This is a genomic window from Paenibacillus sp. tmac-D7, assembly GCF_006519665.1.
GTDB lineage: Bacteria > Bacillota > Bacilli > Paenibacillales > NBRC-103111 > Paenibacillus_G > Paenibacillus_G validus.
Window position 1 is genome coordinate 154,546 of sequence record NZ_VIDW01000003.1, and the last position, 19,846, is coordinate 174,391.

At 51.2% G+C, this 19,846-nt stretch carries 20 protein-coding genes and 1 pseudogene; 18 read left to right on the top strand and 3 right to left on the bottom strand.

The genetic code is table 11. The features are described from left to right. Positions 1–9 precede the first annotated feature (9 nt). Both FKP33_RS03480 and FKP33_RS03485 read left to right on the top strand, forming a co-directional pair. The gene (locus FKP33_RS03480) at positions 10–2,073 is read left to right on the top strand and encodes a FapA family protein (RefSeq protein WP_141333933.1); all 2,064 of its coding nucleotides are present in this window, start codon (positions 10–12) and stop codon (positions 2,071–2,073) included. Positions 2,074–2,087: 14 nt separating this feature from the next. After that, positions 2,088–2,414 carry an STAS domain-containing protein gene (locus FKP33_RS03485; protein ID WP_127604375.1) on the top strand — a complete coding sequence of 109 codons (327 nt, stop codon included), beginning with the start codon at positions 2,088–2,090 and terminating at the stop codon, positions 2,412–2,414. Between the two features lie 22 nt (positions 2,415–2,436). On the opposite strand, the gene FKP33_RS03490 is transcribed toward FKP33_RS03485, so the two are convergent. Further along, positions 2,437–2,733 carry a hypothetical protein gene (locus tag FKP33_RS03490; RefSeq protein ID WP_054795846.1) on the bottom strand — a complete coding sequence of 99 codons (297 nt, stop codon included), beginning with the start codon at positions 2,731–2,733 and terminating at the stop codon, positions 2,437–2,439. Positions 2,734–2,886: 153 nt separating this feature from the next. On the opposite strand from FKP33_RS03490, the gene FKP33_RS03495 reads away from it, so the two are divergent. Further along, positions 2,887–3,237, top strand: coding sequence for a hypothetical protein (locus FKP33_RS03495; protein WP_054799160.1), 351 nt, complete (start codon positions 2,887–2,889; stop codon positions 3,235–3,237). 69 nt (positions 3,238–3,306) lie between these two features. Here FKP33_RS03495 and FKP33_RS03500 read toward each other — a convergent pair whose 3' ends face one another. Beyond that, positions 3,307–4,218: a DMT family transporter gene (locus FKP33_RS03500; RefSeq protein ID WP_054795848.1), complete on the bottom strand. Its 912-nt coding sequence runs from the start codon at positions 4,216–4,218 to the stop codon at positions 3,307–3,309. Positions 4,219–4,318: 100 nt separating this feature from the next. Between FKP33_RS03500 and FKP33_RS03505 the strand changes: the two genes are divergently transcribed. The 14 genes and pseudogenes from FKP33_RS03505 to fdhA all read left to right on the top strand — a co-directional run bounded on the left by FKP33_RS03505 (position 4,319) and on the right by fdhA (position 18,088). After that, entirely contained in the window at positions 4,319–5,206 is an 888-nt protein-coding gene (locus tag FKP33_RS03505) for a LysR family transcriptional regulator (protein WP_127604373.1), read from the top strand. Between the two features lie 133 nt (positions 5,207–5,339). Continuing rightward, positions 5,340–5,554 (top strand): annotated as a pseudogene (locus FKP33_RS03510) (hypothetical protein); the annotation flags it as partial. Positions 5,555–5,614: 60 nt separating this feature from the next. Beyond that, entirely contained in the window at positions 5,615–6,562 is a 948-nt protein-coding gene (locus FKP33_RS03515; protein ID WP_164751696.1) for a DMT family transporter, read from the top strand. A 156-nt stretch (positions 6,563–6,718) separates the two neighbouring features. Continuing rightward, complete coding sequence (locus tag FKP33_RS03520) at positions 6,719–7,471, top strand: IclR family transcriptional regulator (RefSeq protein ID WP_258313361.1); 753 nt, start codon at positions 6,719–6,721, stop codon at positions 7,469–7,471. Positions 7,472–7,525: 54 nt separating this feature from the next. Then, positions 7,526–8,260, top strand: a complete 735-nt coding sequence (locus FKP33_RS03525) for a class II aldolase/adducin family protein (RefSeq protein WP_127604367.1) — start codon at positions 7,526–7,528, stop codon at positions 8,258–8,260. Beyond that, positions 8,257–9,507, top strand: a complete 1,251-nt coding sequence (locus FKP33_RS03530) for an aromatic ring-hydroxylating dioxygenase subunit alpha (RefSeq protein WP_127604365.1) — start codon at positions 8,257–8,259, stop codon at positions 9,505–9,507. The genes FKP33_RS03525 and FKP33_RS03530 overlap by 4 nt, the downstream gene beginning before the upstream one ends. 1 nt (position 9,508) lies before the next feature. Further along, positions 9,509–9,706: a hypothetical protein gene (locus FKP33_RS03535; protein ID WP_054795852.1), complete on the top strand. Its 198-nt coding sequence runs from the start codon at positions 9,509–9,511 to the stop codon at positions 9,704–9,706. 3 nt (positions 9,707–9,709) lie between these two features. Beyond that, positions 9,710–10,912, top strand: a complete 1,203-nt coding sequence (locus FKP33_RS03540; protein WP_127604363.1) for a Gfo/Idh/MocA family protein — start codon at positions 9,710–9,712, stop codon at positions 10,910–10,912. 99 nt (positions 10,913–11,011) lie between these two features. Next, positions 11,012–12,133, top strand: coding sequence for a TAXI family TRAP transporter solute-binding subunit (locus FKP33_RS03545; protein ID WP_181410031.1), 1,122 nt, complete (start codon positions 11,012–11,014; stop codon positions 12,131–12,133). Positions 12,134–12,192: 59 nt separating this feature from the next. After that, on the top strand, positions 12,193–14,133 hold the full coding sequence (locus FKP33_RS03550) for a TRAP transporter permease (RefSeq protein WP_181410032.1): 1,941 nt from the start codon (positions 12,193–12,195) through the stop codon (positions 14,131–14,133). Further along, complete coding sequence (locus FKP33_RS03555; protein WP_054795859.1) at positions 14,130–14,816, top strand: cysteine hydrolase family protein; 687 nt, start codon at positions 14,130–14,132, stop codon at positions 14,814–14,816. Before FKP33_RS03550 ends, FKP33_RS03555 begins: the two co-directional genes overlap by 4 nt. Before the next feature lie 122 nt (positions 14,817–14,938). Continuing rightward, entirely contained in the window at positions 14,939–15,865 is a 927-nt protein-coding gene (locus FKP33_RS03560) for a LysR family transcriptional regulator (RefSeq protein ID WP_181410033.1), read from the top strand. Continuing rightward, positions 15,862–16,767 (top strand): LysR family transcriptional regulator, encoded by a 906-nt coding sequence (locus FKP33_RS03565; RefSeq protein ID WP_127604355.1) that lies wholly within the window; start codon positions 15,862–15,864, stop codon positions 16,765–16,767. The genes FKP33_RS03560 and FKP33_RS03565 overlap by 4 nt, the downstream gene beginning before the upstream one ends. A 103-nt stretch (positions 16,768–16,870) precedes the next feature. Then, a complete protein-coding gene (gene fdhA / locus FKP33_RS03570; RefSeq protein ID WP_127604353.1) occupies positions 16,871–18,088 on the top strand; it encodes a formaldehyde dehydrogenase, glutathione-independent in 1,218 nt (405 codons plus the stop codon). 83 nt (positions 18,089–18,171) lie between these two features. Here fdhA and FKP33_RS03575 read toward each other — a convergent pair whose 3' ends face one another. Continuing rightward, positions 18,172–19,350, bottom strand: coding sequence for a benzoate/H(+) symporter BenE family transporter (locus FKP33_RS03575; RefSeq protein ID WP_230876008.1), 1,179 nt, complete (start codon positions 19,348–19,350; stop codon positions 18,172–18,174). Between the two features lie 248 nt (positions 19,351–19,598). On the opposite strand from FKP33_RS03575, the gene FKP33_RS26950 reads away from it, so the two are divergent. Beyond that, entirely contained in the window at positions 19,599–19,766 is a 168-nt protein-coding gene (locus FKP33_RS26950) for a hypothetical protein (protein WP_181410034.1), read from the top strand. Positions 19,767–19,846 lie beyond the last annotated feature (80 nt).

The following is a 19,846-nucleotide window of genomic DNA, read 5'->3' on the forward strand; positions in this document are numbered from 1 at the left end:
GGGTAGCTCTTGTTCGCAAAGGGAAAAAGTGTTGTATCCAAAGGGAAAACCGTAAAAGAAGCGGTAGCCATCGCGTTAGACCTTATGGGTGAAACGATGGAGCATGTGGATATTGAAATTCTCGAGACGGAATCCAAGGGAATACTGGGTATTGGCTCAAGACCTGCGGTAATACGGGTAACGCTCAAGGAAATGGGGGCCGTATCCGAAGCGGAGGACCCGGTGTCCATGGCCACGCTGGAAAAGGAGATGGCCTCTATAGAGCCGGCGGAGGATCGCTTGCTTCCCCCGCTCTCGCCAGAGAAGCGGGATGAATCCGATTTATTAGGAAAAGTCTGGGTTGCGGATGGAATGATCTTTTGCAAAGACGCGGAAGATCACTACCCGCTCATTTCACCAGGGAAAGATATCAAATTTTATAAAAATGACGAACTCATTGAAAAAACAGTGGTGGTCAGCGAACAAGATAGTCTTCATGTAGAGCTTCAAGACGACATACTGGAGCCGCAATGGGAGATCGTGGTAAGCGATGATAAAATGGAAGCCGTGCTCAAGGTAGTCCCGGGAGCCCGCATCTACCGCAGGCTAAAAGAAAAGGCGCCTCACTCCTATATCCAGCTGGAAGTAGAGGAACATCTGATCCCCGTGACGATTGAAACCGGACCCGTCATGGAAAAGCTTCGCGAGTTGGGGATTGTGTACGGTATCGACTATACCCAGATTGCCTCGGCTTGCACGAGTGATGAGCCAGGTGTATTCGTCATCGCGAAAGGCAATCCTCCGAAACCCGGTAAAAACGGCTGCTTCTTATCGCTGCAAGATATGGAAATCAAAAACGGCTTAAAGGAACGTTCGGACGGTACGGTCGATTACCGGGAGATTCGCGAGTTTCCTTCTACGCAGCCCGGACAAGTTTTAGGTATCGTCCAGCCGCCTGTGCCGGGGATGCCTGGCACAACGGTAACCAATGAACCTGTGTTTCCTCCGGAAGTTTTACCCTTGGTTGTTCATGAAGGGAAGGGCATAGTTCTGGTTGGGGATGGAACCAAGGTAGTTGCAACCGAAGCCGGACATCCGCTCATTAAAGAGAAGGGGACAACCGTCCATATTTCAGTCGTTCCCAAATTAATGATCGCCAAGGATGTCGACCTTCAGACTGGAAATTTGCATTTCGTCGGCGATGTTGAGATTGTTGGCTCCATTCAGGATGCCATGCTTGTGGAGGCTCAGGGTAATGTACTCGTTCATCATAATGTAAATCGGGCAAAAATATTTGCAGGCAGCTCGATTATTATTCGAAAAAATATTATTTCAAGTGAAATCAACGCAGGGAAAAATCATATGTTGATCGCGGAGATTCATCACATTCTTGGGGATCTCATCCAGCAAATGCGGAGCATGATCAATGCGATACATCAGCTCTCGACGGTGTCGGCATTTAAAGTTTCCTCTTTTTCCCAGGCGGGGCTTGGTCCCCTAATTAAAATCTTATGCGACGGAAAGTTTAAATCGTTTCCTCAGCTTACGACGTCGCTCATTCATAAGATTCAAAGCGGTACGGGAGTATTGGAGGAAAGTTGGGCGGAATTTAGCGAACGATTGTATAAGGGGTTTATGCTGACCCATTCCGAATTCAGGTCCGTGGAGGAGATGGTTCAGCTTATGAAGCGAGCCGAACAGCTATTTACCGACACGCAAGAAAATTCGGAAAATGCCGATTGCTTCATTAAAGCAGGCTACACCCTGAACAGCCAGCTGTACTCAAGCGGCGATATCGTCATTATGGAACAAGGGGTGTATAACTCCAAGCTGTATGCGGGTGGATTTATCGAAGTGGACGGATATATCCGCGGCGGTGAAATTTATGCAGCCAAAGGTGTGAAGATTAGCGAGGCTGGAGCTAAGGGCGGCATGAGTACAAGAATCACGGTCCCCAAAGGCGAGACGATTCGGTTGAACAGGGTCATGGAAGATACGATGATCCAAATCGGAACGAAAATGCACAAATTTACGACCCAATCGTCGAACGTGTATGCACGTCTCGATGAAGAGGGGCAGCTGCTGATCAAGTAATAGGGGGTGTCGGAATGTTTCATTACGTCATTGAGCAACAAGGTTCAAAAACCGTCACGTCTTTCGAAGGAGATATGGATATCGATGTAACGGAATTAATGGAAGACGAAATGTTACCGAAGTTATTGGAAAGCAAGGAGATTGAAATCGATTTTGCGAAAGTTCATTTTGTAGATTCGTCGGGCATCGGTTTGTTGATCTCGCTCATTAACAGCCTTCGGGAGCAAGGAAGCCAAGTTGTTATTAAAAAAATTAATCCGGAAGTGATGCAGGTGTTTTCACTCCTCCAGCTTCCGGAAATACTGGGTCGTGATGTGTTTGATGGATTGGAGCAGCAATGAATCATCGCAGCAACCCTGTTGATTAAGCGGTTTGTAAAATTTTCGCTTCCAGGTTGGCTCTGATCATTCTAATCCGCTGCTTCACATAAAAGTCATAAGCCGCTCCTTTCAAATCTTTAACGGAGATGGGCAGGTCCGAATCGTTATCCATAATGATCATTGATCCATCATCAAAAAACTTAAAAGTAAGATCGACCCAATTAGCGTCAGCTATCGTAAGGATCTTCTCAATCTGGGCATCGGAAAGATCGCGGCTGTTCGATTCCATCAGTTTCTTGTAATAGTCTCTTTCAATGAATCTGACTTTGATAGCGTTCATCGTCTACACCCCTCTCCATTATAGAACAAGCGTTCTTATACCTAATTATACAGAACAATTGTTCGCAGTCAAGTGCATTTGGTATAATGAACTTGCAGGGAACACAACCTAACGGATATAAACAAGGAACCTGCCGAAAGGAGACGCCGGGCTATGGACATACAATTGTTGACGGATATGATCAAGGATGACCGCGGCAACTATTACGTGGCGGTTTACAAGAATGGAAAAGAACTGACCTTGGTAAACGCAGCGGTGGAACGGGCTTTCTATGAGGTATTGGAGTTTAATGAAGATTTTAAAACGAAGCATGCGGAGTATGAGCGCCAGTTCATCGGCAAAATAGCCATGGATAAGTTGCGGCACGACGTTGTTTACGCGTCCAGAGAGGACGGTCATGGACGCATGTACGATCTGGATGCGGTTGCCGGCGCATACCGGGTTACGTTTATCGATTCGATCGAATTTTACCGGAATCCCCGAGCCGGACGCAGCTCGAATTGAAAATACGGTTTGTCAGACAAATAGCTGGCCGCGCTCTGCGCGGCCAGCTATTTGTCGATGTATGCCTGATTAATGATGTCCGGTGGCCGCAGCGGAGCTTGAGATCCCCGGTTTGGGCTTCAGGTTCACGAGTAATATGCTGACGAGGACGAACAAGAGACCGACTCCCAAATGAATCGTAATGGGTTCGTTCATCATAAGAGAGCTTCCGGTAATGGAAACCAGCGGGATTAAGAAGGTGAAGGAGGCCACTTTACTGGCTTCTCCGGTACCGATCAATATAAAGTAAGTCAGCCAGCCCAACGCAATGACGAAAATGGAGATGAAGAGCATAATGGCTACGAAGGATGCGTCCCACTGAATGCTGGACCAGGCTTCCGAGACCGATCCGGAACCCATTAACAGAATGCCTCCGATGATGAGCTGCATCGCGACAAGCCATACGGAATCCGCACGATCTCCGATTTTCTTCATATAGACGGTGCCGAAAGCCCAACAAAGCGCAGTACCGAGAGCAAGCAAAACCCCGACTAACGAAATATTCCCGGTCAGTGCGCCTGCGCTTATGGTGGCAACGCCTGTAAATCCGAGAATCAGACCGATGATTTTCAGCCTGTACATCGATTCGCCGAGCCACAGCCAGGAGAAGATGCCGAGCAGTACGGGCTGCAAGAATACGATGGCGGAAAAGAGCCCGGCGGGAAGATAACCCAGTCCTATCGTTTGCAGACCGTAAAACAGAACGATATTAAGTAAGGCCGATAACAAGTAGATCGACCAGTTTTGCTTGAAGCGAAGCTCTTTGTATCGAAACAGCCCAATGAACACCAACAACAGTCCGCCGATTTCCGTTCTCAGACCGGCAAACAGCAGCGGCGGCGCGTAATGCAGGGCAAGCTTGGTTAAAGGCCAATTCACTCCCCACATGACGATTAAAAATGCGAGCAGCAAAGAGGCCTGTTTACGTGACGGTCGATGCATGAATAATCGCGCTCCTTGTTGTTTACTGATTGTATATGATAAGCTAAATGATAAGATAAATAAAATGAATGTTTTTTATAAGGAGCATTAGTAATTAGTTATGACGATAACCCAGTATATGGTGTTCGCAAAAGCGATGGAGACCGGTAGCTTCACCAAAGCCGCACAAGCCTTGAATATGACCCAACCGGCGGTCAGCCACGCCATTTCCGGTCTGGAGTCCGATCTGGGCGTCAGTCTGATTGTCCGCGACCGCAGAAAAGGCATTGTCCTCACCGATGTGGGTCAACGGGTGCTTGTTCAGATTCGGGAAATTTTGCAGCGGATCGAGAACATTGAACAGATTGCAGCAGCGGAAAAAGGGCTTGAAGTAGGAACGATTCGGATAGGAACGTTTCCGAGCGCGGCGGCCCATTTTTTTCCTAAAATCATCGATTTCTTTCAACGAAATTACCCCAATCTCCGGCTTGAGCTCCATGAAGGAACGATCGAGGAAGTGAAGGAATGGTTGCGGACGAGGGTCGTGGATGCCGGCATCATCATACTCCCGGACGGGAAGATGGATCATATTCCCATACTGCGGGATAAGATGGTCGCGGTCCTAAGGGACGACCATCCGTTATGCCTTCGAGCCTCCGTCACGATCAACGATCTGGACAGTGAGCCTCTGATCGTTTGTCATGGGGGCTACGATGCGCCGATCATCGAGATGTTTCACCAGGCGGGAGTCAGATTGAACATTGCGTATGGGGTTTACAATGTAAACACGGTGCTGAACATGATCAAGGAGGGCTTGGGCGCGGCCATCCTATCCGGCCTTTCCCTCACTCATTTGCCCCCAGGCATCCAAACGCGCGATCTGGAACCCCGGGTTTACCGGGATGTTAGCATTGCCGTACCTTCCTTGCCGGAATGCTCGCTTGCCGTTCAGCTGTTTATCAAAACGATGAAGCAATTATTCGCCCCGGATTCGAATATGTTTCAATAAAATATTTGTTCTATCTGTTACACATAGCAGAACAAGCGACTTGTTGAGGGAAAGATTCCCGCGATACGATACTAATGCTAGCTATGCTCAAGCCATACGCTTCCTGTTTGATTGAATATAACCATTAGGAGGTATCTTGATCAAAGACAATCACATTAAGGCTGCCGGCGGTTTGCGCGAAGCGGTCACGAAGGCACGGAAATCGGTGCCTCACACGATGACGATTGAGGTGGAAGTCGAGAGGCGTCGGTCGGCGTCGACGTCATCTCCATGGGGAGCCTGACTTACTCCGTGGAAGCGTTGGATATCAGTTTGGACTTATATGCTAAAAAATCGGTATACACCTAAAAGAAAGGGCCCCTTGCGGGCTTTTCTTCTTTTAGGCGAATATGCAGAAAAAGGTGAATGATGGGAGAATTGTTGGCTTTATTATCCATGACGTTATTTGCTGTCAATATTATCATTACGAAGATGGCTACTTCCCGGTTGAGCTTAACGCTAGGGTTTTTTATTTCCGCTTCGGTCAATATTATGTTTTCCACGTTGTTGTTCGCTGTTCAATACATGGTGAAGGGTGACATTCAGCCGTTTCATCTTCAGGCATTTCTCTTGTTCTTATTGTCCGGCTTCTTCGCAACTTTCCTGGGACGATGGTTCTTCTTTGAAACGATTGAACGGCTGGGGCCGGCTAAAGCCAGCACGTTCCAGACGAGTAATCCCGTATTCACCGTCTTGATTTCATGGGCTGTGTTGGGCGAATCTCTAAGTGTAGGCAAATGGTTCGCCGTTATCACGGTATTGTTCGGATTGTTTCTCGTGAATTACGTGAAGCCGAAACGGGCATTGACTGCGGAAACCAGCGCTGCCGATTCGGAAATCGCAGCTGCCGGGCAGTCGGGCGGGAACGTGCTCCGGGCGTTGTTTCATCCTTATATCCTGTTGGCGCTGTTGAGCTCGTTAAGCTACGCCGTCGGGAATATTTTGAGGGGATCGGCGGTACAGCAGTGGAACGAGCCGATACTGGGCGCATGGATCGGGGCTGTAGCCGGACTTTTGCTGCATATGACGTTCAGCATGAAAATCAGTACCGTCGCCGATCAAATTCGAAACGCCGACCGCCGGGGACTGTTGCTTTATGCGAGCAGCGGGGTTCTTACGATCACGGCGCAGATTTTATACATCGCGTCAATGAAATGGCTGCCGGTTTCGATCGCAACCGTGATCAATATGTCTACGCCGATTCTGGTCCTGCCGATCAGCTATTTTCTTTTGAAAAATCAGGAAGGGATCACATGGCGGACCCTGCTTGGCGTCTTGCTGGTGCTGGCTGGAATCAACGTCATCATTTTGATGTAAAATCATGCTTCGGAATTATTAATAGTAGTATTAATAATCCCGCAAGTTCGGATTCGCTCGAGCGCGTATAATGGAGTCATACCACATTACGAAATGAGCATCGTGGAATGATAGAGGGGGAGGGGCATAATCGCTGAGCGTGAGAAAGTTCAATCCTTGGAGAGGGCTTTACGAATTTTGGAATGTTTCACGATGGAAAAGCCGGATATGTTTCTTGGCGAAATCGCCGAGAAGAGCAAGCTTTCCAAAAGCACCGTCCACCGGCTGCTCGCAACGATGATCCTATGCGGATACGTCAAACAAAACGAAGACAATCAGAAATACAGTTTAAGCTTGAAATTGTTCAGGCTGGGGTCGATCGTCGGAGGAACGATGTCGCTAAGGAGCGTCGCATTATCGTTTATGAAGCAGCTGTGCGGGGAAATTTCCGAAACCGTCGGCTTGAGTATAGTCGATGACGATTATCGGGTATGCATCGAGATGGTAGAGAGCGCCGAAGTCGTTCGGAATTTCGTCAAGGTCGGCCAACGGGTTCCTTTATATCAGGGAGCATCCAGTATGGTGCTGCTCTCGTTCATGCCCGAGCCACGGAAGCGCCGCCTGATCGAACAAGGAGAGAAGGACGGGCAGCTGCTTATGACAGCACCCGAGCTGATGGACCGCCTCGAACAAATCGTCCGGCTAGGGTACGGCACTTCCGTCAACGATCGAATACCCGGAGCTTTCTCGGTTTCCGCACCGGTATTCGATCATAGCGGTCACGTTGTCGCCAGCTTAACGGCAGCCGGCCCCGTTCAAAGACTGACGGACAATCGGCTGCAATTCCTCATCGAGAAGGTGACACAAAGCGCCCATCAAATTTCCGCTGCTATGGGTCATTCCGGTGTCATGATGGAAACAACCCGATAAACCGCATGATTATGAAAGCGCTCTATTTTGACTTTGTGCAAGGAGGGATGCAGGTTGGATGCTCAAGTCCATGAATTAAAGCTGCTTGTGACGAAGGCTGTCCGGATGCTGGAGCGTATCGAGCTGCTGGATAATAACGGCCATGTCAGTGTCCGAATACCCGGAGCAGACCGTTTTCTGATCAATTCGCGTAAAGCGAGCCGGGCTTCACTTACCGTTCATGATATTGTCATGTGCGACATGGAAGGCCGACTCGTCGAAGGAGATTCGGAACCGCCTAGCGAGTTCCACATCCATACGGAAATCTATAGAAGAAGAGCGGATGTCGGCAGCGTCATTCACAATCATCCTCATTATCAAACCGTGCTGGGCATAGCGGATATTCCACTAAAGCCGGTGTTTGGGGTCGGGGCCTTCGTACGGGATGTACCGATGTTCGAGGACTCCAGTCTGATCAATACCCGGGAATTGGGAGAACAAGTGGCGGAGAAGCTGGGCAAGGCCAGTTCCGTTCTGCTTCGTCATCATGGAACCGTTGTGGCGTCCGAGAATGTCCAAAGCGCGTTTACAATCTCCGTGTTTCTGGAAGAAAATGCAAAAAAACAATATGACGCCGCCTTGCTGGGACCGAACATGAGGGTGCTGGAGGGCGACAATCTGGAACGCACCCGGTCCTCCAACTGGCAGCCGAGCATCATCCAAAAATTGTGGACGTATCACCAGGAGAAAGCGGAAAAGCAAGGTGCGCTTAGCGGAATCGAAGATGACAAGGAGGACGATCATCGATGATTAGTCAAGAACAGAACGAGTTTCTAACGCAAGTCGGTCCAGGGACGCCGCTTGGTCTATTGCTTCGCCGTTACTGGTTTCCGGTTGCTGCCGCATCGGATCTAAATAACACCTATACCAAGAAAGTGCGATTGCTTGGCGAAGACTTGGTTCTATACCGCGACAAGTCGGGCCATTTGGGATTGGTTCAGGAACGATGTCCGCACAGAGGCGTCTCCATGGTGCACGGCATCCCCGAACAAGACGGGCTCCGCTGCCAGTATCACGGATGGTGCTTTAACTCCAGCGGACAATGTACCGAACAGCCTAATGAGCCGGAGCACAGCACCTTTAAAGACCGCATAAAAATCGCTGCCTATAAAGTTCAAGAGATGGGCGGACTGATCTTTGGTTACATGGGTCCGGAGCCTGCTCCGCTGCTGCCCCGATTTGACGGGTTCGTCGTCGACAACGCGATTCGCGTCATCGGTCAGGCGGTGCTGCCGGTGAACTGGCTGCAGATCATGGAAAATTCGATGGATCCGGTTCACACGGAATGGCTGCATGGGCACTACCATGAATACATTACGACACAAAACGGGTCCAAGCAGGAAGTAGCTTTTCAACGCAAGCATTTGAAAATCGAATTTGACCGGTTCCAATACGGTATCGTTAAACGCAGGCTGCTTCACGGTCAAACGGAAGACAGCGATGATTGGAAAGTAGGCCATCCGGTCGTGTTCCCTTATATGCTGGCTGTCGGCAGCGGCGGACTTGGCACTTACGCCTTCCAAATGCGGGTGCCGATTGACGATCACCATACATGGCACGTTTGGTATAACGCTTATGTGCCGGGACCGGACGTAGAAATTCCCGACAATCTGAAAGAGGTCTGTGTCTACGAAGTGCCTTATAAGGATCAGAACGGAGCGTTTATTACCGATTACATTGACGGACAGGACATTATGTGCTGGATTACGCAGGGTGCGGTTGCCGATCGTACCAATGAGAAGCTGGGCACGACGGATAAAGGCATCATTCTATTCAGACAGATGCTGAAGGAGCAGATCGCCAAGGTTGCGAAGGGGGAGGAGCCGATCAATGTGTTCCGCGATCCTGCCGCCAATCAGTTCATTGAACTGCCGCTTGAGCGTAAAAAGCACCATTTCAGCGAAGGCTTCGCCAGTATTACGCAGCGGTTTCAGACGAAATATTGCCCGGTTGCCCAAGATTTAATCGCCTTATTCGAACGGGTAGGAGTCCATTAATATGAGCGAACCAGCCAAGGGACCGGATAAGGTCAAATTTTGCAACGGATGCGGCCATTCGATGCACGATCCCAGCAGCATCATCATTGAATATTGGAGCTCTCATCATACGGTTTATTTCTGCTGGTGCCACGCTTGCGGCTGGAGAGGGGAAGTGGTGGAAGTGAAACGTATGATTACGACCGAGACGGAGGAATAGCCTATGATTTCCGAACCGGGACCGCAGCGTCCGGTGATCCGTGTAGGGATCGCCGGACTCGGGACCGCAACGAAAGCGATGCTTCCCGCTTTCCTTAAACATCCGGGGATACGCATTACCGCCGCCGCTTCCCTGGATGAGGAACAGCTTCGCCAATTTCATGCCGATTTTGCTGCGGAGACTTATCCTAGTGTGGAGCGGATGTGCCTCTCGCCCGAGGTGGACGCCGTTTACATTGCTACACCGACACCATTTCATACGGAACATGTCCTGCTCGCCGCCTCTGCGAAGAAGCACATCATTTTGGAAAAACCGATCGCCACTTCGCTGGAAGAAGCGCTCCGGATGGTAACGGCGGCAGAAGCGGGCGGGGTGACGATGGTGGTCGGCCATTCGCACAGTTTTGACCCTCCTATTTTAAAGATGAGAGAAGTGCTTGAAAGCGGGATCATCGGGAAGTTCACAATGGCCCATACGTGGTGCTACACCGATTGGATGTATAGGCCTCGCCTGCGTGAGGAGCTCCGAACGGAATTGGGCGGCGGGGTGACTTTCCGGCAAGGCGCCCATCAGTTCGATATCATCCGTTTGCTGGGCGGGGGCAAGGTCAGAAGCATTCGGGCGTCTGCCGGCGCTTGGGACCCCAAGAGGCCGACGGAAGGCAGCCATGTTGTTTTTTTCGATTTTGAAGACGGCGCTTCCGCAACCGCCGTGTATAACGGATACGATCATTTCCATACGACGGAATGGACTTCGAACATTGGAGAATGGGGTGAGCGGGTGACAGCCGGAGCTTATGCGTCCAATCGCAAAACGATACGGGCCATGAGCTCGAGCCAAGAGCAGGCGTTAAAGAGCAGCCGCTCCGGTTACAACGGCAAGTCGTCCATGAAATATGCGGACCGTGATGTGCAGCAGCCCTTTTTCGGTCTAACCATCGTCAGCGGGGAACGAGGCGACATTCGGCAAACGCCGGAAGGTCTGATGGTGTATGGCGAAGAGGGAGTCGAGCATCTTAAGCTTCCGCAAGATGTGAATGGGCGTGATAAGGTCGTTGAGGAATTTTATGAGGCGGTGATTCAAGGGAAGCGCCCTGTTCATGACGGAAGATGGGGGCTGGCGAACTTGGAAATTTGTTTAGCCGCACTGAAGTCGTCCCAGGAAAAAAAGGAAATCGTGTTAAGCCACCAGGTGCCGCTGAAGTAGTCAGGATTAGCGATCGTTACTCGTTGATGTCTTCATCGGCACTTCTTAAAGAAACGATTTGTAAGCGATTACAAACAATTTCTAAGGGAGATGAAAATTATGAAACAAACAAAATGGAAGCAACTGCCGCTTACCTTACTGTCGTTCGCCTTATCCATCGGGATGGCCGCCTGTTCCGGCGCCCCGGCCGAGAAAGCCGCCGCCAGCCAGCCGGCTGCTGCTTCCGGCGCATCCGGGGCTTCCGCTGCAGCCGGAGCCGCTGAGCCAAAGGCCGATCTTCAAATTGACAAAAACAATAAAAATCCGATGACGGTTACGCTTGCAGGAGGGTCGGTCGGCGGTTTTTGGTCGGGTATGGGGCAAGTGATTTCCAAGTCGTTCTCGACTTCTTATCCGGGCTCAGCAGCCACCTATGAACCGGGCAGCGGCGCGGGGAATATCAAGCTCATTGACGAGGGGCAAGTCGAATTAGGCATCGTGCAAGCTATTGAAGTGACGGCTGCCAAAAACGGTATCGCTCCCTTCAACAAGAAATATGAAAACCTGATGGCGCTTGCTACGATCTATGACAACGCTGTTCTTCAAGTCACGGTCCGCAAAGATTTTGCAGATAAGTACGGGTTAACCGGTTTAGCGGATATTTCCGCCAAGAAAGCTCCCGCAAGAATCGCCATTAACCAGAAAGGAAATATGAATTCCCTGGGGGCGAATACGCTGCTTGAGGTCAACGGCATTACGGAGGCGACCTTGAAGCAGTGGGGCGGGTCTTTAACCTGGACAGGAAGCGCGCAGCGGTTTGAGGCTATGCAGAACAACCGGATGGACATTTCCATCGACTTCGTATTTGCGCCGGATTCGAAAGTGGAGGAAACAGCCGTCAATACCGAGCTTGTCCAGTGGAGCCTCGATCAAAAATCCAAGGACGCCCTGAAGAAAGTATGGGAGCTGAATGATATTGTTGTGCCGAAGGGTACTTATAAATGGCAGAAAGAAGATGTGAATACGGTAACGCTGAGCGCCGTTATTCTCGTAAGTAAGAAAGCAAGCGTACAAGATCAATACAAAATGGCGAAAGCTCTGGTTGACAATGTCGCCATCCTCCGGGAATTGCACCCGGCCATGAAAGAGATATCCGCGCAAAAGCTGGCGGATACCGGGTCCGTTCCGTTAGCGCCCGGAGCCAAGGCCTTATTTGAGGATGTCGGTGCTCTGAAAAAATAATGAACCTCTACGAGTAGAAATCGCTGAAGTCCTAACAAGATGGAAAGGTGGTATTCAACTTGACGAATGAACATACAGAAGCACCAGGCTCCGGGTTCAAGGAGTGGTTTCGGGAAGGGGCTTTGCGAAGACCCCAGGGCCTATTCCGCATCGTCATTATTGGTTTTGCCTTGGCCTTATCGATTTTTGAAATTTGGCTCGGTGCGATCGGGAATATGGATTTGTTTCAATATGCGGCAATCTTTTACCCTTTTGTACTGGGGATCACGTTCTTGTTATACAGTTCCAGGAAGAATGTAAGAAATGATCTTCCGACATGGTGGGATATCATTTATTCCTTGCTCTCATTCGCCATATGGATTTTCTTTATGGTGAACACGCCGGAATATTTACAAAGAATCCCGTTATTCAACGAATTGACTTCGCTCGAAACGTTTGTAGGGATTGTTCTTGTGGTACTGACGCTTGAAGCGACACGCCGCACACTGGGCTCCTCCTTGACGATTATCGTGCTCGTCTTTATGGCCTACACCGCTTTTGGCCATTTAATTCCCGGAGCTTATTCACACCGGCTGATTACGTTAAATCATTATTTGGACGATATGGTTTACACCGTTAACGGTATATTTGGAACCACGATTGGCGTTGCGGCCACTTACGTGTTTATGTTCGTCCTGTTTGGCGCCTTCTACACGCAAGCCGGCGGGGGAGACTTCTTCTTTAAATTTGCTGCCATGCTCTCCGGCCGTTCTGTCGGAGGACCGGCCAAAGTCGGCGTTATTTCCGCCGGGATGTTCGGCATGATCTCCGGCAGTCCGACGGCGGATGTATTGACAACCGGCTCCGTCAATATTCCGATCATGAAGCGTATCGGATACAATCCGGTTTATGCAGGCGCCGTAGAGTCTGCGGCCTCGGCCGGAGGAAGTATTGCTCCGCCGATTATGGGTTCCGCGGCATTCCTGATGGCGGAATATGCCGGCATTCCCTACAGCGACATTATGATTGCGGCCATCATACCGGCGGTATTGTATTATATGGGGATCTTTCTGCAGGTCCATTTCCGTTCGAAAAAATTAAATATGCCCACCATGGACAGTGTCCCTAAATTTAAGGAAGTGATGAAAGAAGGCTGGATGCATCTGCTGCCTATCTTATTCCTGATATGGGGAATCGAGCAGGGATACACCGCGCCATACGTCGCCATTTTGGCTTGCGCTCTGATCATTGTCATGAGCTGGTTTAATCCGCAGCGAAGAATCGGCCTGCGCAAAATCATCGAAGCGTGCGAAGAAACGCTCATACGCGTCATTCCCGTCACCTTGGCTTGTGCGGCGGCGGGCATGTTTATCGATGAAATTATGCTGACCGGGCTGGCCTCCAAATTCGGAACGATGATCTTCGAGTTTACGTTCGGAGATATATTCTTGTCACTGGTAGCCACAGCGATCATGTGTATTATTTTCGGAATGGGCTTGCCGACGTCCACTTCGTACATCTTGACGGCGGCGCTTGCCGCGCCTCTCTTAATTAATTTGGGTGTCAGCGTCATGTCTGCGCATCTGTTTATCGTGTATTATTCTGTGCTTTCGTGTATTTCTCCGCCTGTAGCAACCGCATGTATCGCCGCAGGCAGCATCGCCCAAGCGGACCCGAACAAGATCGGCTGGGCGGCTTGCAAACTCGCCTTGGTCGCATTTATTATGCCGTTTATGTTTGTGTATCAGCCCGGATTGCTCATGGAAGGAACCGTCGGTACGATTCTCGTTGCGGTCTTGACTTCCGCGATTGGCATCGCTTCCTTGGCTGCTGCAGTGGAGGGCTGGCTCCTGAAAAATATGAACGGGTTTGAGCGTTTAGTCATTTTCGTAGCGGGAGTCATGATGATTTTCCCTCAAGCTTATATGGATATTATCGGGATTATCGCTGCGTCGTCGGTGTTGGTCTCCAAGTATTTAAGTCGGCGCGCACCCAACTTAACGGAGAATAAAAGTATATGATGAAATCATGGGTGGAACGACTTCCGGAGGCAGAGCGGGGAACCTATGAGCAGCTAGGTTACCATACCCGTCAAACGATGGGTTCCAGACCCGCGTTGTTGATCATTGACTGCACGTACGGTTTTACGGGTTCCAGACCGTTACCTTTGGAGCAGGCGACTCAAGAATACCGGACTTCCTGCGGAGAAGCGGCGTGGGAGGCGATGTCCGCGATCCGGCAGGCCGCCGGGCGGTTTCGCGAACTTCAGCTTCCGGTCGTCTATACGGTTATGGACCTGCGGCAAGGGACTTATGCGGGGACGGCGACAAAGCCTAAGTCGGTCACGCATGAAGCTCACGAATTATTTAATCAATTCGCGGAAGACATCCGACCGCTCGACCGCGAATGGGTGATGCCGAAGACCAAAGCAAGCGCCTTCTTCCACACCCCCTTGCTGAGCTATCTCATCAGGCAGCAGGTGGATGCCCTTGTCTTATGCGGAGGCTCCACCTCCGGTTGTGTGCGGGCGACAGCCGTTGACGGATTTTCCAACGGGTTTCCATGCTTCGTTATGGAGGACGGTTGTTTTGACCGCTCCCGATTTGCACATGAAAATAATTTGTATGATCTGGACGCCAAGTACGCTTCCGTACTCACTTGGGAACAATTGAAGCCGTCCATTTCCGCAAACCGCCTTCCTTGATTCAATCTGCCGTTATGTGACAAAAAATCGAAACTTGTTCCGCATGGCGGCACAGCTTTGTTTATGGCAGGGAGCGCGCTGTTAGAATGGGCATAAAGCGATTGAAGCAAGGGAGAATTCGAATGAGGGTGCCGCCGTTAGAAATCGATTTGTTGAAGACGTTTCAACGGGTTGTCACATCAGGGAGCATCAGCAAAACTGCAGAAGACATGTATTTATCGGTGTCTACCGTCACCGGAAGAATCAAAGCCTTGGAGGATAAGGTCGGTGTCCCGTTGTTTGTCCGAACGGGCCGGCGGATTGAACTCACGGATGCAGGAGCGGCGTTCGTCGCATACGTGGAACGGTTTATGGATCTCATCGAAGAAGGACGGAGCCGGATTCATGCCAGGGGCATGGCCCATGCAGGGCATCTGAATATCGCTGCGACGCCGTTCTTCACCAGCTACATGCTGCCGGACATGATCAGGAGGTTCGCTAAGAAGTTTCCGAAGGTAAGGCTGAAGTTGTCGGCTTGCTCCAATTCCCAGGTACTCAGTTTGGTCACGCAAGGGAAGGCGGACATCGGCATGGTTCAGGAGCAGCCGCAGGAGAAGGGCCTCGTCCGTTATCCGCTGCTCCGCGATCCGGTCATCCCGGTAGTGCCCAAGGGACATCCTTTAACCCGGCTTGAGGCGATCGGTCCGGAAGACGCGGCGTCATGCCCCATATTGGGGTTCGATACGCGTTCGGAGCCATGGAGCCTTCTGGAGCAATGGTTTGCTCGGCACCGTCTTGTTCTCCGGGTTCACATGGAATTCGACCATCCGGAAACGCTGAAACGATATTTGCAGCCGTTCGGCGCTATCGCTTTCCTGCCTGGTCTCACTGTTGCTGAAGAGCTGGAGAGCGGGGATTTGGTCAGTCTGCGGATGGCGCCGCCGCCGGATATCCGCTCTTCCTTGTTTATGGTCTCCCGAAGCGAAGCCTCGAATCATGCACAGGCTTCCCAAGCCTTTATGGAGTTTGCCTTGCGGGAAGCTGCGGAAATAGCGGGGGGTGCCGAATGAACGTATTCCACCTGGATGTGCTCGGCCAGTTGATAGAACACAGCAGCTTAAGCCGGGCGGCCGGGGAGCTCGGCGTATCGCAGCCCGCTGTCACGATGCGGATCAAGGCGCTGGAGGATGAGCTTGGCGTACCTTTAGTTAGCCGGGCAGGCAACAAGCTGACCGTAACCGCCGAGGGCATAGCGTTCTACGAGTGCGCCCGAAGATCGCTGCGCGTGCTCAAGGATGGCCTGGAACGTCTGGCCGATGCTCAGAGCAGCCCGAAAGTGCGGCTGCCTGTGGCAGGAACCCCGACCATCATGACTTACTTTTTACCTCCGCTGATTGGCGATTTTATCCGCAAGCGGCCGGAATGGGATATGCCGCTGCACATCGGGAGCACGCGCGAAGTGATGGAAATGTTGTTTGACGAGGTCGCCTACGTCGGATTTATCGCCGGATACCTGGAGCATCCGGACATGGTCAGCCTTCCGATCTGCGCCTATCCATTCCGGCTTGTTGCTGCGCCGAAGCATCCGCTCGCCCAATGCCCCAGCCTCCATCTTTACGACCTGAAGAACGAACCGCTGCTGATCAGCGAGAGGGAATCCAATTCCTCCTATATGATCCATAATTTGTTTCGGGAGCACGGCCTGCCGATCCGCATCTCCATGGAATTGAACCATTTCGATGCGGTGAAACGGATGGTGATGGCCGGTAACGGCATCGCCTTTCTGCCTTCCATCGTCGTGGATCAAGATGTCGAAGCAGGCAAGCTCGTGGTGCTGCCGCTTCATCTGAACCGCCCGATCAGACGGGAAATCAGCCTGATTTTCCGAAAAACGAGGATCGAGCATCAGGCGCTCGTCGAGCTGATGCGGCAATTCATGCTGTGGCCGGTCGAATTGCACACGAAGGCTTGAGTTACTTTACTCAAACATGGTATGATGAATCTGCCGAACTACTTACATAATTTCACATACTTCCGGTTAATTTGTGTAAACGGTTACAGAAGGAGAGATGTTCATGGCAGGAAATCGCGCAGTTGTTTACGTTGGACCAGGAGAAGTGGAGGTTCGGGATATCAGTTATCCCGAATTGATTTTGCGGGACGGACCGGGTGTCAACCCGTTGAACGTCGGCAGGAAATGTGAGCATGGCGTCATTCTGAAGGTGATCACGACTAATATTTGCGGCAGTGACCAGCATATGGTGAGAGGCCGTACAACCGCTCCAAGCGGCTTGGTATTAGGGCATGAGATTACCGGAGAAGTCATCGAAGTCGGACGCGATGTCGAGTTTATTAAGAAGGGCGATCTTGTTTCCGTTCCCTTTAATATTGCTTGCGGCCGGTGCCGGAACTGCAAAGAACGCAACACGAATGTATGCTCGAATGTGAATCCGGACCGTCCGGGCTCGGCCTACGGCTACGTGGATATGGGAGGCTGGGTCGGCGGCCAGTCGGAGTACGTCATGGTTCCTTACGCGGACTTCCAACTGCTTAAATTTCCGGACAAAGACCGTGCTATGGAAAAAATTCTCGATTTGACCATGCTGTCGGATATATTCCCGACGGGATATCATGGCGCAGTAAGCGCCGGTGTCAAGCCGGGATCTACCGTTTATGTCGCGGGTGCCGGTCCGGTCGGTTTGGCTGCGGCCCACTCCGCCCAGCTGCTTGGCGCAGCTGTTGTCATCGTAGGCGACCTGAACAGCGAAAGATTAGCGCAGGCCAAGAGCTTTGGGTGCGAAACGGTTAATTTGCGCGAGCATGCGAACCTGGCTGAGCAAATTGACCAAATTCTAGGGGAGCCTGAAGTGGATTGCGCGATCGACTGCGTAGGATTCGAAGCGCACGGCCATGGCCACGCGCATGGCGAAGCGCCTGCTACCGTATTAAATTCGATTATGGAGGTTACACGTGCTGGGGGAAGGCTTGGCATTCCCGGACTCTATGTAACCGGTGACCCGGGCGCTGTCGATGAAGATGCCAAAATCGGGACCTTAAAAATCCGATTCGGCTTGGGCTGGGCCAAATCCCATACGTTTGTAACCGGACAAACGCCGGTCATGCAGTATCACCGGGAATTGATGACGTCCATCCTGAGCGGAAAAGCCCAAATCGCCAAAGCGGTCAACGCTACTTTGATCTCGCTCGACCAAGCGCCTGCCGCTTATTCGGAATTCGATAAAGGCGCTTCCAAAAAGTTTGTAATTGACCCTCATCTTTCCGTAAAACGATAATAGACCTGCATGCAGGTGCGAAAGAGGATGCCAACGGCAACAGCGGCATCCTCTTTTTTGTATGGCGGCACTCGCTCGCTGCTTCAATTTCCTTCCAAGGCTTTTTCCGCAACCCGATGATCGATGCCTTCTCTTAATATTTTGGCCGAAAGCACGCCGATGACCAGGGACCAGACGGGCGCAGCAATCCCAAGAAAAGTCACGTTGGACACAGCGATCGCAAACGCAAACACGGTGGAATAGCGGTAGGTGGATTCCGAAAAAGCGGATTGCAGGCTGTTCATCAACACCCCGATCAACGTAAATCCCGCGATAATGGTAATAAAAGAAAGCGGCAGCACCTCAATAAAAGAAACGGCCCACCACGCGAACAGGCCAAACACAAGCACCAGGCTTCCTGAAACGACACCCGCCCAGTAACGTTTGTGTTTGGGGCCCGATTCGTCCTGGCTGCAGATGGCGCTCATCATCCCTCCAACGGTGGCAGCATGTCCGCCGAATAAACCGACGAAGGAAGTGGCCAAGCCCGAAATGACCAAGATCCTGTTGACGGGCAGCTCGAAGCCATTTTTTCGGAGCGCGGCAAGGGCTACGGCAATATCGTTGCTTAGAATCAGTACGGCGACCGGTATCGTGATCGATATAAAAGCATGCGCGGTAAAGGTAGGCATTACGGTTTGCGGCCATGCGAATACCGCTTCTTTCATCGGCGGCAAGGAGCCGCTGACCGCAAGTCCTATGATGCCGAAAACCAGTACCCCGATGATCGGCGGGATTTTCTTGGATATTTTCGGCATGATCAAAAATCCGAATACGGCTAACCCGCCAATAAGCGGAGCTTGCTTGAGGGCGGGAACCATTTTGACGATATAGTTCAGGACCAATCCCGCCAGCATGGCGTCCAGCATCGGTTTCGGAATGTAACGGAGCCACTTGTCGAACAGGCCGGACAACCCGACCAGCGCAACGACGACTCCCGCCAATATGTAGCTCCCTGCCAGTTCGGATAAGGAGAACCCGGAAACAGCCGTGCTTAAAAAGGCTATCGCTGTAATGGAATGGCAGCCGGCGATTGGAATTTTGTACATCAGCGCCAAAGCAAGATTCAATAGGCCGCCGATGATGTAAACGGCACAAATCCAGGAAATGAGCACAGGCCTGCTGAAGCCTGCGGCGTTCGCCGTATCAATCACAAGAATGAGGCCCCCTGTATAAGCCATTAGAGCGGATATGATACCGCTGGATACGTTCTGCGTGTTCAAATGTGGCACCTCCAGCTTCATCTAATTCTTTTATTATAATCCTACCTGTCAAGCCCCCGCATTTCATGCATGGCAAGAGTTCAATTTTCCGTAATAATAATAGCCCGTTCGAGTCATAGGAATCTCTGGGGGAATAAGTAAAATTAAAAATGTGCCATGGAAAGGAACGAGGCCCGTTCCCGTCTCTTCGCAACAAGTAATTAGGGACGCGGTCCATCTAAGGAATGGCGAAGGAGGAGGGAGCGAACGTGCAGTTTGAGATTCGCAAGTCGGGGAACAGCGGCCTGCCCGGTATACCGGAAGCAAGGACAGACGGAAGCGGGACAATGTTGGACAAGTTTGTAGCGAATACGGTCAATCGGCAGCTTGCTCCAGGGGATTTGCTGCCCCTGAGCCCGTACAGCATACGGCCGTAAACCTGTCTTTATCGTTTCATCCGACGGGTTGTCCGATGTCGTGAACATCGGCTTCCCGAATGAATAGAGCGGCCGCTTTA

Coding starts and splice junctions, on each gene's coding strand:
- FKP33_RS03485 (WP_127604375.1), top strand. CDS start 2,088: ATGTTTCATTACGTCATTGAGCAACAAGGTTCAAAAACCGTCACGTCT.
- FKP33_RS03490 (WP_054795846.1), bottom strand. CDS start 2,733: ATGAACGCTATCAAAGTCAGATTCATTGAAAGAGACTATTACAAGAAA.
- FKP33_RS03495 (WP_054799160.1), top strand. CDS start 2,887: ATGGACATACAATTGTTGACGGATATGATCAAGGATGACCGCGGCAAC.
- FKP33_RS03500 (WP_054795848.1), bottom strand. CDS start 4,218: ATGCATCGACCGTCACGTAAACAGGCCTCTTTGCTGCTCGCATTTTTA.
- FKP33_RS03505 (WP_127604373.1), top strand. CDS start 4,319: ATGACGATAACCCAGTATATGGTGTTCGCAAAAGCGATGGAGACCGGT.
- FKP33_RS03515 (WP_164751696.1), top strand. CDS start 5,615: ATGGGAGAATTGTTGGCTTTATTATCCATGACGTTATTTGCTGTCAAT.
- FKP33_RS03530 (WP_127604365.1), top strand. CDS start 8,257: ATGATTAGTCAAGAACAGAACGAGTTTCTAACGCAAGTCGGTCCAGGG.
- FKP33_RS03535 (WP_054795852.1), top strand. CDS start 9,509: ATGAGCGAACCAGCCAAGGGACCGGATAAGGTCAAATTTTGCAACGGA.
- FKP33_RS03540 (WP_127604363.1), top strand. CDS start 9,710: ATGATTTCCGAACCGGGACCGCAGCGTCCGGTGATCCGTGTAGGGATC.
- FKP33_RS03545 (WP_181410031.1), top strand. CDS start 11,012: ATGAAACAAACAAAATGGAAGCAACTGCCGCTTACCTTACTGTCGTTC.
- FKP33_RS03555 (WP_054795859.1), top strand. CDS start 14,130: ATGATGAAATCATGGGTGGAACGACTTCCGGAGGCAGAGCGGGGAACC.
- FKP33_RS03560 (WP_181410033.1), top strand. CDS start 14,939: ATGAGGGTGCCGCCGTTAGAAATCGATTTGTTGAAGACGTTTCAACGG.
- FKP33_RS03565 (WP_127604355.1), top strand. CDS start 15,862: ATGAACGTATTCCACCTGGATGTGCTCGGCCAGTTGATAGAACACAGC.
- fdhA (WP_127604353.1), top strand. CDS start 16,871: ATGGCAGGAAATCGCGCAGTTGTTTACGTTGGACCAGGAGAAGTGGAG.